We start from the raw sequence: 16,313 nt of genomic DNA on the forward strand, positions 1-16,313 counted from the left end.
GGCCGCCGTCACAGCCAGCCGTTGCGGCGGAAGCCCCGGTACATGCCGAAGCAGATCACCACGATCGCGCCGAGCACCGTCGGGTAGCCGTACGTCGACTTCAGCTCGGGCATGTGCTCGAAGTTCATCCCGTACACGCCGGTGATCATGGTGGGGACGGCGAAGATCGCGGCCCAGGCGGTGATCTTGCGCATGTCCTCGTTCTGGGCGACCGAGACCTGCGCCAGGTTGGCCTGCAGCAGCGAGTTCAGCAGTTCGTCGAAGCCCTGCACCTGCTCGCTGACCCGGGCCAGGTGGTCGGCGACGTCGCGGAAGTACTTCTGCATGTCGAGGTCGACCAGCCGTGCGGTGGGCTCGGAGAGCTGCAGCATCGGGCGCAGCAGCGGGGTGACGGCGCGCTTGAACTCCAGCACCTCGCGCTTGAGCTGGTAGACCCGGCCGACGTCGGCGCCGCGGCCGCCCTTGTTGGCGAACACGTCGTACTCGATCTCGTCGACGTCGTTCTGCAGGCGCTCGGCGACCAGCAGGTAGTTGTCCACCACGTGGTCGGCGATGGCGTGCAGCACGGCGGCCGGGCCCTTGGCGAGCAGGCCGGTGCCCTCGTCGTCGGCCTCCAGGCGGTGCCGCAGGGCGCGCAGCGAGGAGTGCGCGCCGTGCCGGACGGTGATCACGAAGTCCGGCCCGGCGAAGACCATCAGCTCGCCGGTCTCGATCACCTCGCTGGTCGGGGTGAGCTGCTCGTGCTCGACGTAGCGGACGGTCTTGAACACCGCGAACAGCATCCCGTCGTACCGCTCGACCTTGGGGCGCTGGTGCGCGTGCACCGCGTCCTCCACGGCCAGCGGGTGCAGGCCGAAGCGCTGCGCGATGCCCTCGAACTCGGCCTCGGTCGGCTCGTGCAGGCCGATCCAGCTGAACGAGCCGGGCGCCAACTGGTGCGCCGCCTTCACCTGCCGGGCGGCCTCGCGCGGGCTGCAGGTCTCGGTGGCCCGCTTGCCCTGCTGGTAGACGGCGCAGTCCACCACCGCGGACGGGGTGTCACCGGGCTTCGACTCGAACGCGTCGCCGACCCGGCGGCGGGCTGGACGGACGACGGCGGCGCGCAGGTTGTGCATCATCGACATGGCGCGGGCTCCCTAGGGCCGGACCGGCGCGCCCCGGGCCGTGCCGGGGTGACGCGACGGCGGAAAACACCGGTGGACACGCCAGGGCCGAAGAACTGTCAGAAAGCCGTTCGCTGGGCGGGTTTCGTCGGATCAGCCCCGGGGAAGGTGCTCTCTCGGCCGCGCGCGACGCTGCGGGGTGGGCCCGGTCAGCCGCGCGGGCGGCGGGCCGGGGTGGGCCGGAGAGAGCTGCCGGTACTGCATGGTCGACTGCTGTCCACCGTGACCACCTCCTCCACGCCGGGGCCCGCGCTGGGGCCGTCGCGGCCCTGGTTCGTGTTCACAAGGCCGACCGCTCACATTAACAGTTCTTCCCGGGGCCGCGCCCGGCATTCGGCGTCCGCCGGGTAAAGGTCGCGCCAAGGTTCGGCCCGGCACGCCCGCGCTAAGGTCGCGGCATGGCGCACGACTTCCCTCACTTCGGCGACTTCTCGCAACCGGACGGCCCCGCGGGCCCGGCCCGGCAGACCGTCCTCACCCTGGTCGAGGCCCGGCTGACCAGCACCTTCGGCGAACCCACCGGCCGGGCCGCGGTCACCTTCGTCGGCGCGGACCGGATCGAGGTGCTGCGCTTCGGCCCCGACGCCGACGGCCTGGTCCGGTACGCGACGCTCGGCATGGCCGCCGCCCCGATGGCTGACCCGACCTCCGCGGTCGCCGACCCGGTGCGCGGCCCGCGCGCCGAACTGGTGCTGACCGTCCGCGGCGGCCGCGACGAGGTGCACAAGGCGCTCGCGGTGTTCGCCGCCAGCCCGCAGGTCGAGGGCCTGGTGGTGGCCCCCGGCGGCTCGCTCGACCTCGGCTCCCCGCTGTGGACCGGCGCCCCGTTCACCTCGGTGCTGGCCGCCGAGCCCGGCGGCCTGGTCGCGGACCTCGAACTGCCCGCACCGGCCGACCCGGTGCTCTTCCTGCCGCTGCTGCCGATGACCCCCAACGAGGCCGCGTTCAAGCGCGTCCAGGGCGCCGAGGCGCTCCAGGAGCGCTGGCTGCAGCACGGCACCGACCTGCGCGACCCCGGCCGCCGCGGCGTCCCGCTCGACTGAGACCGTGCGGCGGCGGGGCGTCAGCCGGTGATCGGCGCCGCCCCCGTCGCCTGCGCCAGCAGTTCCTCGTACGCGGCCGGGTCGGTGGTGTGCTCGCCCAGCCGGACGGTCTTGCGGCTGCCGTGGTAGTCGCTGGAACCGGTGGTGAACAGCCCCAACCCGGCCGCCAGGCCGCGCAGTCGGGCCCGGGTCTCCTCGTCGTGGTCGACGTGGTCGACCTCCAGCCCGCCCAGCCCGGCCGCCGCCAGCTCGGCGATCACCGCGTCCGACACCGTCCGCCCGCGCTTCACCGCGCCCGGGTGCGCGAACACCGGCACCCCGCCCGCCGCCCGCACCAGCCGGACCGCCGCCACCGGGTCGGTCTCGTGCTTGCGGACGTCCGCCCGCCCGCCGTTGGCCAGCCACTCGGGCGTGAACGCGTCCGAGACGCTCGCCACCACGCCCGCCTCCACCAGCGCCGAGGCGATGTGCGGACGCCCCACCGAGCCGTCGCCCGCGATCCGCTCCACCTGCTCCCAGCTGATCGGCGCCCCCAGCTCCCGGCAGCGCTCCACGACCGCCCGCCCGCGCCGGAACCGGTCGGTGCGCACCAGCTCCCGCTCGGCCGCGAAGGCCGGCTCCGCCGGGTCGAACAGGTACGCCAGCAGGTGCATGCTGATGCCGTCCACCTGGCAGGACAGCTCCGCCCCCGGCACCAGCACCAGCCCCGTCCCGGCCACCGCGGCCGCCGCCGCCCCGTACCCGGCCACCGTGTCGTGGTCGGTCAGCGCCACCACGTCCAGTCCGGCCGCGACCGCGTTGGCGACCAGTTCGGCCGGGGAGTCGGTGCCGTCGGAGGCGTTGCTGTGGGCGTGCAGATCGATGCGCATGCCGCCCAGGATAGGGAGCCCGCCCGGGCCGGGGGCAGCGGACGGACCGTCAGGGCGGTGGCCCGCCCCCGCTCCCGGCGCCCCGGCGGTCCGCGCCGGGAGGGCCTCAGCCCAGCAGGCGCGGGGTGAGCGCCCCGCAGGGCAGCAGGCCGAGCTCGGCCCCCGCGTCCCGCAGGTCGGTCAGCACCAGCTCGTCGTGCATCAGCAGCGCCGACTGCTCGGGCCAGGCGATCGCCCACAGCCACAGGCCGCGCGCCTCGCCGACGTACACCGCCCGGTCGTCCGGCGCCCCCGGCACGTGGAACATCGGCGTCGGACGGCCCGCCGCCATCAGCTTCGCGTCGGCCGGCTTGTACAGCCCCACCGAATCGCCCGGGTCCGGCCCGTCCAGCCCCGCGTAGCGGGCGCCCAGGCCGATGCCCAGCTCCTCGGCGACCAGCACCAGCTCGCCGAACCCGCCCAGCGGGGCCGGGCCGGAGCAGGCGACGGCGGTGGCCCGGGCACCGGACAGGTCGTCACCCGCGTGCGCGATCCCGGTGAACAGCCAGCCCACCGGCAGCGGCCAGGGCAGCCAGACCGGCACCTGCGAGCGGTTCACCGCCACGTTCAGGGCCTCGATGCTCGGGGGCAGCACCGGCTGCATCGGATGCACGGCGCCGTGCAGGTCGCACTGCCAGGTGTCGGAGAAGAGGCCGGGGGCGCGGACCCGACCGGCGCACCTCGGGCAGCTTGGCTCGCCCCTCATAACCGACAACGGTCCTCCCTCCGGAGTGCTGCGTCAAGGACGATCACCCGTAAGGAGTGCGCCACGAGCCGCCCCGGCGACGACCCGGGTCCGGCAGAGGTGATGTCCCGGCCGGAGCACCGTCAAACCCCCGCAGGTGGCGGCCCCCGAACGCACTGACGCCCCGCCGTCCCAGGGGTCTCCTGCGATGACGGGGCGTCAGCCGGGTATCGGAACGTCGGAGGACTCGGAGGTCCGTCCGCGTCCGCTCACACGGCCTTGCACGGCCGGATGTACAGGCGCTCGCCGGTCTGTGCGGCGGCCTTCAGGTACTCGGAGACGGTCTCCGCGTCGGCGATCAGCCGGTCGGTCTCCGTTCCCGCGTGATCCAGGCGAAGGATCTCGAAACGCATGGGCCTCTCCCTTCCCGTCCTCGGGGTCCGAGGCGGACTCGGCCGACGGTCGGCCACCAGACGGTGGCTCGTCGGCGTTGGCTGGGTCGGACGTCCGGCAGGTGCAGTCACCCGTCGTTCCCCCCACTCTCAGGCAGGACTTCTTCAGCGGCACTTTCCTTGCGGCACTGGAGGGGGGTCGTGGTGCCCCGGTGTCTCACTGTGCCGCGACGCTGCTTCCCGGCGGTTGCCCGCCGGTAAATCCGTGGTTTCGGCGGCCGGAGGAGGGTGCGGCCGTCGGAGGGTGTTGATCCCGGACGAAATCAAATATTACCCGAGCTAACGATTCTTGTCGCGCGAAAACCGCAGCCGACTTCTGAACGGCTGTCAGGAAACCCACTCGTGGCCCGGATCCGGCCGGAAACCCGCGAGCGGCGAGGAGGCGCTCAGGCGGACCAGAACGCGGCCAGCGCCGCCGCCGTCTCGGCCGGCCGGTCCGCGTTCGGGGAGTGGCCCGCACCGGGCACCACCAGCCGGGCCGCGCCCAGCCGCTCCGCCATCAGCGACTGCTCCGCGACCGGCCAGGCGTAGTCCCGCTCCCCGGACAGCACCAGCTTCGGCAGGCGCACCGCCGCCAGCTCGTCCACCCGGTCCGGCGCCGACACCAGGTGCGCGGCCGCCGCCCGCAGCCCCTGCGGGCGGTTCGCCAGCCAGCGGCGGTGCAGGAACTCCGCGATCTCCGGGTCCAGCGGCGGCACCCGCTCGCCCTCCAACTGCTGCATCACCTGCCAGATCGACTCCAGGTCCATCGAGTCCAGCGCCTCCAGCAGCATCGCCGTCCGCGCCGCCTCCGCCGGGTCGATCACCCCCGCCCCCGTCGACATCAGCGTCAACGACGACCACGGCAGCTCCTCCGGCGCCGCGAGCACCGCCTCGCGCACCACCTGCCCCCCGAACGAGTGCCCCAGCAGGTGCACCGGCCCCGTCACCCCCAGCCCGGCCGTCACCGCCCGCACGTCCGCCCCCAGCGCCGGGACGGCGTACGCCGCCGGGTCCTCCGGGCCGCCGGACTCGTACTGGCCCCGCTGGTCCACCGCGACCGTCCGGAAACCCGCCTCCGCGAGCGGCTCCAGCAGCGCGATGAAGTCCTCCTTGCTCCCGGTGAACCCCGGCACCAGCACCGCCGTCCCCCGCACCGCCCCCACCGGCTCGCCCCACAGCGCGGCCAACCCCGCCACCCGGGTCGCCCGCACGCACGACGGCAACTTCAAGAACGGCGGCGTACTCATCCGCTGCGACCCCTCATCTCCGGCCCCGACGCTTCGGGCTCACCCTACGGTGGAGGACGACCCCGACGGGGGAGGGCCGGCGCGGACGGGGGCGCGGGGCGGGCCGGGGGTGCCGGGGCCGGGAAACGCCGCGGGGGAGGGGCGACGTGGTGTCGCTCCCTCCCCCGCGGCGGGGTGGTGCCGGTTACTGCTCGACGGCCTTGCGGGTCCGGCGCGGGGCCGGGATCTCCTCGGCCGTGGTGGCCGTGGCCTTCTTGGTGGCCCGCTTGCGCGGGGCCGGGGCGGCGGCCTCCTCGGCCGGGGCGGCTTCGGTGGCGGCGGCCTTCTTGGTCGTGCGCTTGCGGGGCGCCGGGGCCGGGGTCTCCTCGGCCGGGGCGGCTTCGGTGGCGACGGCCTTCTTGGTGGCCCGCTTGCGCGGGGCCGGAGCGACGGCCTCCTCGACCGGGGCGGCCTCGGTGGCCGTGGCCTTCTTGGCAGCGCGCTTGCGGGGCGCCGGGGCGGCGGCCGGGGCGGCCTCGACCGGGGCGGTCTCGGTGGTGACGGCCTTCTTGGTCGTGCGCTTGCGCGGCGCCGGGGCCGGGGTCTCCTCGGGAGCCGGGGCCTCCTCGACCGGGGCGGCGGCCGGGGCGGCCTCGACCGGGGCGGTCTCGGTGGTGACGGCCTTCTTGGTCGTGCGCTTGCGCGGCGCCGGGGCCGGGGTCTCCTCGGACCGGCTCCGCGACGGCGGCAACCGGCTCCGGGGCGGACACCGGCTCCGCGAGGGCGGCGACCAGCTCCGGGGCGGCGGCCTTGCGGGTGCGCTTGCGCGGGGTGCGGGCGGCGGCGGCCTCGTCGACGGGGGCCTCCACGACGGGCGCGGGCGCGGCCGCAGGGGCGGTCGCGGGCGCCTCGACCGGCTCCGCGACGACGGCGGCGGCCTCGACGGCGGCGGCGTTGCCGCCCCGGCGGTTGCGGTTGCGGCGGCGCGGGCTGCGGCCCTCGACCGGGGCGGCGGCGGGGCCGGTGCCGGTGGTGGCGGGCTGCGGCTGCTCGACCGTCTGGGTCTCGGGGGCGACGGCGGCCGCGGTGCTGCCACCGCGGGTGCGGCGGCGCTCGCGGGAGCGGTGCGGGCGCTCGGCGGGGGCCGGGCTCTCGGGGGCGCCACCGCGTCCGCCGCGGGAGTCGCGCGAATCGCGGGAGTCACGCGAGTCGCGGCCGTCCCGGGAGGAGTCGCGGCCGCTGCGGCCGCGTCCGCCGCGGCCGCCGGTCTCGCCGAGGTCCTCGACCTCTTCGGCGGCCAGGCCGGCCCGGGTGCGCTCGGAGCGGGGGAGGACGCCCTTGGTGCCGGGGGCGATCCGCAGCAGCTCGTAGAGGTGCGGCGAGCTGGAGTAGGTCTCCTCCGGGTCGTTGAACGGCAGGTCCAGCGCCTTGTTGATGAGCTGCCAGCGCGGGATGTCGTCCCAGTCGACCAGGGTGACGGCGGTGCCCGAGGCGCCGGCCCGGCCGGTGCGGCCGATCCGGTGCAGGTAGGTCTTCTCGTCGTCGGTGCACTGGTAGTTGATGACGTGCGTGACGCCCTCGACGTCGATGCCGCGGGCGGCGACGTCGGTGCAGACCAGGACGTCGACCTTGCCGTTGCGGAAGGCGCGCAGCGCCTGCTCGCGGGCGCCCTGGCCGAGGTCGCCGTGCACCGCGCCGGCCGCGAAGCCGCGCTTGGTGAGCTGCTCGGCGACGTCGGCGGTGGTGCGCTTGGTGCGGCAGAAGATCATCGCCAGGCCGCGGCCGTCGGCCTGGAGGATCCGGGAGACCATCTCGACCTTGTCGAGCGAGTGCGCACGGAAGATGTGCTGCTCGATGTTGGCGACGGTGGTGCCGGTGTCGTCCGGGGCGGCGGCGCGGATGTGGGTGGGCTGGCTCATGTACCGGCGGGCCAGCGAGATGACCTGGCCGGGCATGGTGGCCGAGAAGAGCAGGGTCTGCCGCTTGGCGGGCAGCATGGTGATGATCTTCTCGACGTCCGGCAGGAAGCCGAGGTCGAGCATCTCGTCGGCCTCGTCCAGGACCAGCGCGCGGACCTTGGACAGGTCGAGCTTGCGCTGCCCGGCCAGGTCGAGCAGGCGGCCGGGGGTGCCGACCACGATGTCGACGCCCTTCTTCAGGGCCTCGACCTGCGGCTCGTACGCGCGGCCGCCGTACACGGCCAGCACCCGGACGTCGCGGACCTTGCCCGCGGTCTGCAGGTCGTTGGTGACCTGGGTGCAGAGCTCGCGGGTGGGGACGACGATGAGCGCCTGCGGGCCGTCGGAGAGCTGCTCGGCGGTGGCCCGGCCGGCGGCGACGTCGGCCTTGACCACGACGCGCTCGATCAGCGGGAGGCCGAAGCCGAGGGTCTTGCCGGTGCCGGTCTTGGCCTGGCCGATGACGTCGTGACCGGTCAGCGCGACCGGCAGGGTCATCTCCTGGATCGGGAAGGGGTGGACGATGCCGACGGCCTCCAGGGCCTCGGCGGTCTCCGCGAGGATGCCGAGGTCGCGGAAGGTCGTCTTGACGGGTTCAGCGGTGGTGGACAGGGTGCTGCCTCTTCCATGTGGAGGGCCGAGTCCGAACGCGTCCTGCCGTGCCCGGGCGGCCCCGTGAGGGGCGCGTCGGGCGGGCGGCGCGGGGGAGGGCTTCCCGTTTTGAACCGGGTCGTGCGGCGCGCTGTCGGCGCGGTCCGCGGCGGCCCTCGCTCGGCCTGATGCGGTGCCTGGGCCCGAGGCTCGGGCCAGGTCGGAGCCGATCGGGTCTCCGACCGGGCATCCGCGTGCGTGAGCGCCGGGTGCTGCACCGGGCGGCTGAACGCCACCGGGCACGACTGCGCGGCCTGCCGTTGGACGGACGGGCCGCGCCGGTCTACACCTGGCCTCACCACCTACCATACAGTCAAGCGACGACTCGAACACGTGACGGTCGCTACTCCGACCGGCCGAGCCCGGCTGGCGGGGCGGCCGCCGGGCGGATCCGGGGGGCCGGGCGGGACCACTAAGGTCGTTGCCATGGAGACTCAGGAACCCGCGGACGGGCCCACCGACTCGATCGGCCCCTGGGCGGCCCGGGCCGCCGACCCGCAGTACCGGGCGGCGGTGCTGGACCTGCTCGGCGCCCTCGCGTACGGCGAGCTGAGCGCCTTCGAGCGGCTGGCCGAGGACGCCAAGTTCGCGCCCGGCATCGAGGAAAAGGCCGCGCTGGCCCGGATGGCCTCCGCCGAGTTCCAGCACTACCAGCTGCTGCACGACCGGCTGGAAGAGGTCGGCGCCGACCCGGTCGCGGTGATGGGGCCCTTCGTCGAACCACTGGAGAACTTCCACCGGATGACCGCCCCGGCCGACTGGCTGGAGGGCCTGGTCAAGGCGTACGTCGGCGACGCGATCGCCACCGACTTCTACCGCGAGGTCGCCGTCCGGCTCGACGACGACACCCGGGACCTGGTGCTGCGGGTGATGTCCGACACCGGGCACGCCGGGTTCGCGGTCGAGCGGGTGCGGCAGGCGATCGCCGAGGACCCGCGGGTCGGCGGGCGGCTCGCGCTGTGGGGGCGGCGGCTGATGGGCGAGGCGCTCAGCCAGGCGCAGCGGGTGGTCGCCGAGCGCGACGCGCTCTCCAACCTGCTGGTCGGCGGGGCGCAGGTGCGCGGCTTCGACCTCGTCGAGGTCGGCAAGATGTTCAACCGGATCACCGAGACCCACACCAAGCGGATGGCGGCGCTGGGCCTGGCCTCCTGAGCGACCGGCCCGGCCTCCTGGGCGCCCGGCCCGGCCTCCTGGGCGCCCGGCCCGGCCTCCTGGGCGGCCGGGCGCTCAGACGTGGCGGTGCCGGCCGCGGCGCTCCGGCCGCAGGTCGGGGCGGGCCGGCACCGACACCAGCAGGACCGCCGACACGGCGGCGACCGCCAGCTCCAGCAGCGGTGCGTGCCCGTCCAGCACGTAGTGGGCGATCCGGGCGGCCAGCACCGCGGAGACCAGCGCCGTGCCGACGGGCAGCGCCCGCGGGCCGGGGTACAGGTCGGGTCGCACCAGCAGGGCGCCCACCCCGACGGCCAGCCCGATCAGGACGGACGCGATCGTCTCCCACACGGCTGCCTCCCGGGGCGTACGGCGCTGCGGCAGCAGTCCGCCTACCCGCCCGGGCCCGCCGGTACGCACAGCACGGCGCCCCGTCCCCCCGGCGGGGGAACGGGGCGCCGGTGACGCGGGCTCAGAGCGTGCCGAAGCCGACCTTGCGGACGGACGGCTCACCGATCTCGACGTACGCGAGCCGCTCGGACGGCACCAGCACCCGGCGGCCGTGCTCGTCGACCAGGGTGAACAGCTTCGAGGTGCCGTCCAGGGCCTTGGCGACCGCGTCCGCGACCTCTTCGGCAGATTGCGCGCTCTCCAGGACGATCTCCCGGTTCGCGTTCTGCACGCCGATCTTGACCTCCACGGCTTCCGTCCCTCCGGTAGCTGGCCGCGCGCCCCCGACCGCCGTTCGCGGTGGGAGCGCCGTACGGGCATCACCTTAAGGCAGTGACCCGGCCGGGGGGCGAAGGTCGGGGGTCGGTCCGCTCAGGGCCGAATCCCGGTTCAGTCCGCCTGCTCGGCGGAACCCTCCTGGGCGGGGTGCATCGGGAAGCCCTTCAGGCCGCGCCAGGCCAGGCTGGCGACCAGCCGGACGGCCTCCTCGCGCGGGATCTCGCCGTCCTGGGTGAGCCAGTACCGGGCGGTGATCTGGGCCAGGCCGCAGACGCCGACCGCGAGCAGCTTGGCCTCGGCCTCGGGCAGGTCGGTGTCCTCGGCGATCACCTTGGAGACCAGCGTCGCGCTCAGGTCGGTGGCCCGGTCGACCCGCTCGCGCACCGCCGGGTCGTTGGTCAGGTCCGACTCGAAGACCAGCCGGAACGCGCCGGACTCGCTGGAGACGTAGTGGAAGTACGCCTCCATGGTCGCGGCCACCCGCTGCTTGTTGTCGCTGGTCGCCTCCAGCGCGGCCCGGGTGCCGTCGACCAGGGCGTCGCAGTGCTTGTCGAGCAGCGCGAGGTAGAGCTCGAGCTTGCCCGGGAAGTGCTGGTACAGCACCGGCTTGCTGACGCCGGCCCGCTCGGCGATGTCGTCCATGGCGGCGGCGTGGTAGCCCTGGGCGACGAACACCTCCTGGGCGGCTCCGAGCAGTTGTTCACGGCGGGCGCTTCGCGGCAGGCGGGCACCGCGCGGGCGCTCCTGCGCCTCCTGGATGGCCGTCACGGCGCTCCTCACTTCACGGTCTGCGGTGGACTGGCGGGGTGATTGATTCTACTTTCCGGTAACCCGCTCGTGCGCGGGTGAAGCCGAGTAAAGCGCACAACCGCCCTTGTCGGGAGCCCACAATACGACCCGGACCTGGACTGTCCACGGGTCGAGACGGGCTCGTGACGGGGGCAGTACGGGCCCGTGACCGGCCGTGGCGGCCGACCCGTCCGTCACTACGATCGTGCCCCATGAGCGCCTCCCAGCACCCCCTCGCCGCCCTGGAGCCGCACCGCACCGTCGAGGTGCCCGGCGCAGCCCTGGCCGTCAGCCGGCACTCCGCGCCCCGCGAGGACCTGCCGCCCGCCCTGTTCGTGCACGGCCTCGGCGGATCCGCCGACAACTGGCTCGAACTCCTCGACCTGCTCGCCGGGGACGTCGACGGCGAGGCCGTCGACCTGCCCGGGTTCGGCCACTCCGCCCCGCCGCTGGACGGCAACCTCTCCGTCTCCGGGCACGTCCGCGCCGTCATCGGGTACCTGGAGGAGAGCGGCCGCGGGCCGGTGCACCTGTTCGGCAACTCGCTCGGCGGCGCGGTCGCCGTCCGGCTCGCCGCGCTCCGCCCCGACCTGGTGCGCAGCCTCACCCTGATCTCCCCGGCGCTGCCCGAGCTGCCCCCGCAGCGCACCGCCTGGTCCACCGGGCTGCTGGCCGTGCCCGGCGTCGCCGAACTGGTCCGCCGCCGCGGCCCCGCCGCCGACCCGGAGGCCGCCACCGCCGACCTGCTCGGCCTGGTCTACGCCGACCCCGCGGCCATCCCGGCCCACCGCCGGGCCCGCGCCGTCGCCGAGTACCGCCGCCGGGCCGCGCTCCCGTACGCCCTCGGCGTGCTGGCCGGGTCCGCGCGCGGGATCGTCAGCGCCTACACCGAGCGCGGCGAGCAGTCGCTGTGGCGGCAGGCCGAGCAGGTCGCCGCGCCGGTGCTGCTGGTCTACGGGCTCAAGGACAAGCTGGTCTCCTACCGCTCCGCCCGGCGGGCCTGCGCCGCGTTCCGGGACGCCCGGCTGCTGGTGCTGCCCGACTCCGGGCACGTGGCGATGCTGGAGCACCCCGAGCCGGTCGCCCGCGCGGTGCGGGAACTGCTCGCGGAGGCCGACGGCCGCCGCTGAGCCGGGGCCGGAGTCGGGCCGGAACCGGGCCGGAGCCGGGGTCGGAACCGGGCCGGAACCGGGCCGGAGCCGGGGTCGGAACCGGGCCGGAACCGGGCGCACGCGGGGCGCACCGGGCGCGAAGGCAGAAAACGGAACGGGGACGCGCGAGGTCACGGGCGTTCACTCGATGGTGTGGCAAGCCGGGCCGGGCTCCTAGGGGGCTCGGCCCGGCGCTCTACCGTCGTGTTGTCGGACCGAACAGGTGTGGGGGGCGAGACGGCGAGGGCGGTGACCGCGGGGAGCGGGCACCGGCCGGGCGACCGTCGAGCAACGGACGCACTCCCCTGTGTCGTAGGGCCGTGAACCCAGTGGAAACGCTCTGCTCTGGAGGCGTCGTGCGCATCGCTCTGCTCACCGAGGGCACCCTCACCAACGCGCAGCGTGGCGAAGGGGGCTGGTGCGGCCGCCTGGTCGACGGCCTGCCCGAGCACGAGTTCCGGCTCTACCGGCTGCTGCCCGCCGACCGCCCCGCCCCGCCCAGCGGCGTCCGCGGCCTGCACGGCGTCCACGAACTGCCGATGTGGGGCCGCCGCCCCGGCGGGCGCGGGCCGACCGCGCTGCGCCGCCGGGCCTACGCCAAGGCGTACGAGGAGCTCGTCCGCGCCCTGGTGACGCCCGGCGAGCGGGCCGGGTTCGGGCCCGCGCTGTACCGGCTCGCCGAACTCGGCCGGGAGGACGAGGCGCTGCCCGCGTTCCTCTCCTCCGGCCACGCCCACCGCGCCCTGGAGCGGATCTGGCGGATGCCCGGCGCCGACACCGCCGGGGGCCAGCCGCTGGTCTGCGACGTGCTGGTCGCCGCCGACCTGCTGGAGCAGTGCCTGCGGCCGCTCTCCGCGCCCTGGTACGGCACCGGCCCGGCCGGGCTCGGCGGCGCCGACCTGTGCCACGTGGTCGGCGGCGGACCGGCCGCGCTGCCCGCGCTGGTCGCGCGCGAACTGCACGGCGTCCCGTTCGTGGTCACCGAGCACGGCCTGCACCTGCGCGAGCAGTACCGCGGCTACCGCAGCGCCCCGTACCGCTGGCCGGTGCGCGCCCTGCTGCTGTCCTTCTTCCGGCAGCTCACCGAGGAGACCTACCGGCAGGCCGCCGTGCTCACCCCCGGCAGCGAGTACGACCGGCAGTGGCAGCAGCGCTGCGGCGGCGAGGCCGCCCGCACCCGGATCGTCCACGAGGGCACCACCGCCACCGAACGGCCCGCCGCCGGGAAGGAACCCGAGGCGCCCACCCTGGTCTGGGCCGGCGCCCTCGAACCCGGCCGCGACCCCGAACTGATGCTGCACGCCTTCGCCCGGGTCCGGGCCGAACTGCCCGCCGCCAGACTGAAGCTGTACGGCGAGGAGAGCGCCCCCGGCTACCTCGCGCACTGCACCGCCATCGCCGGACGGCTCGGCATCGCCGACGCCGTCGAGTTCGCCGGACGGCCCCGCAGCTCGGCCGCGGCCTGGGAGTCCGGCAGCGTCGTGGTGTTCAGCGCGCTCGCCCAGCGCAGCCCCCGGCTGCTCGCCGACGCCATGCTCAGCGGACGGGCCGTGGTCTCCACCGAGGTCGGCGTCGCCCGCGAAGCGCTCGGCCCCACCGGCCTGCTGGTGCCGCCGCGCAGCCCGCGCGCCCTCGCCGCCGCCTGCCTCGCCCTGCTCACCGACCACGAACGCCGCTCCCGGCTCGGCCTGGCCGGCCGGCTCCGGGCGCAGGAACGCTTCGCCGTGGAACCCGTGGTCGGCGCCTTCCGCGAGATCTACCTCGACCTGGTCTCCCGCTACCCGGCCTTCCCGGCCCGCCCCGGCACCCAGGCCCGCCCCTTCGCCCGCCCCGCCGAGTACTGGGTCTCCGGCGGCACCACCCCGCCGCAGTCGGCGCCCGCCGAGAAGGCGCCGCGCGCGGCGGGGCCCGCCCTCGCGGAGGCGCTGTGACCAGCGCCCCCGCCGACCCCGTCCGCGAACTCCTCGACAGCAACCGGGCCCTGTGCGAACAGGCGGTCGACCCGCTGGAGATCGCCGCCGCCCTGGAGGACTCCGGCCTGGCCACCGACGGCGCCGACCGCTACCGGCACGCCGACGTCTTCGGCCTCGCCGAGGAGCTGTACGCCCGCGTCCCCCGCCGCCCGCCCACCCGCGAACCCCTGCCGCCCGCCGCACCCCTCCGCACCCTCCCGCTCGCCGCCCTCCGCACCGCCACCGCCCACCTGCTGCCGCTGCTCCCCGCCGCCACCCTCGGCGGCCTGCCCGGCGGGACGCTCGCCGTCCTGCTCGGCGCGGGCGCGGGCGTCCTGACCGGACGGCGGCCGGACGGGGCGGTGGGCGGGGTGCCGGACGGGGAAGCGGGCGGGGCGCCGGACGGGGCGGTGGACGGGTGGGGGGCGGAGCAGCGGGAACCGGCACCGGCGCCTGCCCGGCGGACCGTCCCGTGGGCCGCGCTCGGCCAGGGCGCGGGCACCGGCCTGCTGCTGGCGCTCCTCGCCGCCGCCGCACCCCGCGCCGCGCTCGCCGCCGCGCTCGGCGCGGCCACCGCCGGATGGGCGGCCGCCTGGCTGCGCCGGTTCGGTCAACGACAGGGCGGGGCCGCCACGCTGGGGGAGTACCGCTCCCGGCTGCGGTTCGCGCTGCCGCTGGCCGTGCTGGCGCAACTCGCCGCCCTCGCCGGGACCGGCTGGGCCGTCGCCGGTGGCACCCCGGCCACCGGGTGGGCCGCGCTCCTGCTGCTCGGCACCCTGCCGCTGCTCGCCACCGCCGCCCGCGACGCCGGACGTCCGACCGCAGCCGCGGCCGCCGTCCTCACCGCCGCAACCGGCGCCGCCCTCCTCGCCCTCCCCGGTCCCGCCCACTGGCTCGGCGCCTCCCCGACCGGCGGCCTCTCCGCCGCCGCCCTCGGCCCCGCCCTCCTCCTGGCCGGCACCACCTGGCCGCCCTCCACGGGGCCCGGGGCGTACCGATGAGAGCGGTTCCGGCAACGGGCGGCGGAACGACGGCGCCGACAGCAGCGGGCCCGCGGGCCACCCCCGCCCGGGCGCGCGCCGCGCCGGCGCGGGGCTCCGCCCGCGGGAGTGCCGGTGTGGGCCGGGGCTGGTGGGCGGTTGCGCGGTGCGGGGTTCCGGCTGCGCCGGGCTCCGGCTGTGGGGCTGTCGGCTGTGCCGGGCTGGTGCGGGGGTTCGCTCGGGAGGGCGGCCGTCGGGGGCGGGGCTGGTGGGCGGTCTCGTGCTGCGGGGTTCCGGCTGCGCGGGGCTCCGGCTGTGGGGCTGTTGGCGGTGCGGGGCTTCGTCCGCGAGGGCGTCGGGATTCCGGGGCGGCGGCCCGGGGTGTTGGTCAGATTCGGTTTCGTCCGGCGGGTGCCGGGCCTGAGGGAAGGACTGGGACCCGATGAGGGTGCTGCTGCTGGGGGCCGACGGGTTCATCGGTCGGCGGGTGGCCGATCGGCTGCTGGCGGAGGAGGGACTCCAGGTGACGGTGCTGGGGCGGGGGGACTCCGCGGACATCCGGTTCGACCTGGCCGCGGGGAGTCCGGGGGCGCTGGCCCGGTTCCTGGACGCGGTGGCCGCGCAGGTGGTGATCAACTGCGCGGGGGCCACGTACGGGACGTCGCGGACGCTGATCCGGTCCAACACGCTCGCGGTGGCGACGGTCTGCGAGGCGATCCGGCGCAGTCGGGAGCCCGCGCGGCTGGTGCACGTGGGGTCGGCGGCCGAGTACGGGCCCGCGCAGCCCGGGGGGCCGATCCCGGAGAGCGCGGAGCCGCGGCCGGTGGGCCCGTACGGGGTGTCGAAGCTGGCGGGCACCGAGCTGGTGCTGAACTCGGGGCTGGACGCGCTGGTGCTGCGGGTGTTCGACGTGGTGGGGCCGGGGGCGCCGACGGCCTCGCTGTTCGGGCGGCTGGCGGAGGGGCTGCGGCGGGCGCTGGAGCAGGACGAGGGCCAGGTCCGGATGCCCGACCTGTCCGGCTACCGGGACTTCGTGGACGTCCGGGACGTGGCGCGGGCGATCCAGGCGGCGGCGGTCTCGGCCGCCACCGGGGTGATCAACATCGGCTCCGGCCACGCCGTCCGGGCCCGGGACGCGGCGCACCTGCTGGTGCGGGCGTCCGGTTTCGAGGGCACCGTCAGCGAGGACGCCCGGCAGGTGGTGCTGCCCGCGCAGCAGGCGGGCGCGGAGGGGCTGCGGGCGGTGGAGGCGCGGGCGGTGGTCGAGCCGGTGCAGTGGCGGCAGGCGGACGTCCGGACCGCCCGGGACCGTCTCGGATGGCGGACGCAGGTGCCGCTGGAGGAGTCGCTCGGGGACGTCTGGCTGGAGACCGCCTGCCGGGTGTGATCCAGAACGGCCGGGCCTGACCAGGGGGTTGGCCCGGGGAGCCGAGGTCTCGGCATCCGGTGTCGGGCATCTCACCCACTGGACCCGCTGTCTTGGAATACCCCG

Annotated in this window: 14 protein-coding genes and 1 pseudogene; 6 read left to right on the forward strand and 9 right to left on the reverse strand. The window is 75.9% G+C overall.

What is annotated here, in order from left to right; genetic code table 11:
* Nucleotides 1-8: 8 nt before the first annotated feature.
* Nucleotides 9-1,124 (reverse strand): magnesium and cobalt transport protein CorA, encoded by a 1,116-nt coding sequence (locus OO57_RS07090; RefSeq protein ID WP_033251441.1) that lies wholly within the window; start codon nucleotides 1,122-1,124, stop codon nucleotides 9-11.
* Nucleotides 1,125-1,561: 437 nt separating this feature from the next.
* Here OO57_RS07090 and OO57_RS07095 point away from each other — a divergent pair, with 437 nt between their 5' ends.
* Nucleotides 1,562-2,206: a suppressor of fused domain protein gene (locus tag OO57_RS07095; protein ID WP_234337245.1), complete on the forward strand. Its 645-nt coding sequence runs from the start codon at nucleotides 1,562-1,564 to the stop codon at nucleotides 2,204-2,206.
* A gap of 20 nt (nucleotides 2,207-2,226) precedes the next feature.
* Here the strand turns inward: OO57_RS07095 and OO57_RS07100 are convergent, their stop codons facing one another.
* The 5 genes and pseudogenes from OO57_RS07100 to OO57_RS38365 form a co-directional block, all read right to left on the reverse strand.
* On the reverse strand, nucleotides 2,227-3,075 hold the full coding sequence (locus OO57_RS07100) for a PHP domain-containing protein (RefSeq protein WP_033251442.1): 849 nt from the start codon (nucleotides 3,073-3,075) through the stop codon (nucleotides 2,227-2,229).
* 106 nt (nucleotides 3,076-3,181) lie between these two features.
* Complete coding sequence (locus OO57_RS07105; RefSeq protein ID WP_033251443.1) at nucleotides 3,182-3,820, reverse strand: DUF6758 family protein; 639 nt, start codon at nucleotides 3,818-3,820, stop codon at nucleotides 3,182-3,184.
* A 248-nt stretch (nucleotides 3,821-4,068) separates the two neighbouring features.
* The gene (locus OO57_RS44610) at nucleotides 4,069-4,212 is read right to left on the reverse strand and encodes a hypothetical protein (protein WP_162869915.1); all 144 of its coding nucleotides are present in this window, start codon (nucleotides 4,210-4,212) and stop codon (nucleotides 4,069-4,071) included.
* Between the two features lie 425 nt (nucleotides 4,213-4,637).
* A complete protein-coding gene (locus OO57_RS07110) occupies nucleotides 4,638-5,480 on the reverse strand; it encodes an alpha/beta fold hydrolase (RefSeq protein ID WP_033251444.1) in 843 nt (280 codons plus the stop codon).
* 184 nt (nucleotides 5,481-5,664) lie between these two features.
* Nucleotides 5,665-7,915 (reverse strand): annotated as a pseudogene (locus tag OO57_RS38365) (DEAD/DEAH box helicase).
* Nucleotides 7,916-8,494: 579 nt separating this feature from the next.
* On the opposite strand from OO57_RS38365, the gene OO57_RS07120 reads away from it, so the two are divergent.
* Complete coding sequence (locus OO57_RS07120) at nucleotides 8,495-9,220, forward strand: ferritin-like fold-containing protein (protein WP_033251445.1); 726 nt, start codon at nucleotides 8,495-8,497, stop codon at nucleotides 9,218-9,220.
* Nucleotides 9,221-9,295: 75 nt separating this feature from the next.
* Here OO57_RS07120 and OO57_RS07125 read toward each other — a convergent pair whose 3' ends face one another.
* From OO57_RS07125 to OO57_RS07135, 3 genes are all read right to left on the reverse strand, one after another.
* Nucleotides 9,296-9,571 (reverse strand): hypothetical protein, encoded by a 276-nt coding sequence (locus tag OO57_RS07125; RefSeq protein WP_033251446.1) that lies wholly within the window; start codon nucleotides 9,569-9,571, stop codon nucleotides 9,296-9,298.
* 121 nt (nucleotides 9,572-9,692) lie between these two features.
* A complete protein-coding gene (locus OO57_RS07130) occupies nucleotides 9,693-9,920 on the reverse strand; it encodes a DUF3107 domain-containing protein (protein WP_033251447.1) in 228 nt (75 codons plus the stop codon).
* 140 nt (nucleotides 9,921-10,060) lie between these two features.
* The gene (locus tag OO57_RS07135; protein ID WP_033251448.1) at nucleotides 10,061-10,717 is read right to left on the reverse strand and encodes a TetR/AcrR family transcriptional regulator; all 657 of its coding nucleotides are present in this window, start codon (nucleotides 10,715-10,717) and stop codon (nucleotides 10,061-10,063) included.
* 233 nt (nucleotides 10,718-10,950) lie between these two features.
* Between OO57_RS07135 and OO57_RS07140 the strand changes: the two genes are divergently transcribed.
* From OO57_RS07140 to OO57_RS07155, 4 genes are all read left to right on the forward strand, one after another.
* Nucleotides 10,951-11,868 carry an alpha/beta fold hydrolase gene (locus tag OO57_RS07140; protein ID WP_033251449.1) on the forward strand — a complete coding sequence of 306 codons (918 nt, stop codon included), beginning with the start codon at nucleotides 10,951-10,953 and terminating at the stop codon, nucleotides 11,866-11,868.
* Nucleotides 11,869-12,245: 377 nt separating this feature from the next.
* Nucleotides 12,246-13,820, forward strand: a complete 1,575-nt coding sequence (locus tag OO57_RS07145; RefSeq protein WP_051776790.1) for a DUF3492 domain-containing protein — start codon at nucleotides 12,246-12,248, stop codon at nucleotides 13,818-13,820.
* Nucleotides 13,817-14,842, forward strand: a complete 1,026-nt coding sequence (locus tag OO57_RS46690) for a hypothetical protein (protein ID WP_033251450.1) — start codon at nucleotides 13,817-13,819, stop codon at nucleotides 14,840-14,842. Before OO57_RS07145 ends, OO57_RS46690 begins: the two co-directional genes overlap by 4 nt.
* Before the next feature lie 421 nt (nucleotides 14,843-15,263).
* Nucleotides 15,264-16,208, forward strand: coding sequence for an NAD-dependent epimerase/dehydratase family protein (locus OO57_RS07155; protein WP_033251451.1), 945 nt, complete (start codon nucleotides 15,264-15,266; stop codon nucleotides 16,206-16,208).
* The last annotated feature ends 105 nt before the right edge of the window (nucleotides 16,209-16,313 follow it).

This window comes from Kitasatospora phosalacinea, assembly GCF_000717185.1.
GTDB lineage: Bacteria > Actinomycetota > Actinomycetes > Streptomycetales > Streptomycetaceae > Kitasatospora > Kitasatospora phosalacinea_A.

Coding starts and splice junctions, on each gene's coding strand:
- OO57_RS44610 (WP_162869915.1), bottom strand. CDS start 4,212: ATGCGTTTCGAGATCCTTCGCCTGGATCACGCGGGAACGGAGACCGAC.
- OO57_RS07120 (WP_033251445.1), top strand. CDS start 8,495: ATGGAGACTCAGGAACCCGCGGACGGGCCCACCGACTCGATCGGCCCC.
- OO57_RS07095 (WP_234337245.1), top strand. CDS start 1,562: ATGGCGCACGACTTCCCTCACTTCGGCGACTTCTCGCAACCGGACGGC.
- OO57_RS07140 (WP_033251449.1), top strand. CDS start 10,951: ATGAGCGCCTCCCAGCACCCCCTCGCCGCCCTGGAGCCGCACCGCACC.
- OO57_RS07110 (WP_033251444.1), bottom strand. CDS start 5,480: ATGAGTACGCCGCCGTTCTTGAAGTTGCCGTCGTGCGTGCGGGCGACC.
- OO57_RS07105 (WP_033251443.1), bottom strand. CDS start 3,820: ATGAGGGGCGAGCCAAGCTGCCCGAGGTGCGCCGGTCGGGTCCGCGCC.
- OO57_RS07090 (WP_033251441.1), bottom strand. CDS start 1,124: ATGTCGATGATGCACAACCTGCGCGCCGCCGTCGTCCGTCCAGCCCGC.
- OO57_RS07155 (WP_033251451.1), top strand. CDS start 15,264: ATGAGGGTGCTGCTGCTGGGGGCCGACGGGTTCATCGGTCGGCGGGTG.
- OO57_RS07100 (WP_033251442.1), bottom strand. CDS start 3,075: ATGCGCATCGATCTGCACGCCCACAGCAACGCCTCCGACGGCACCGAC.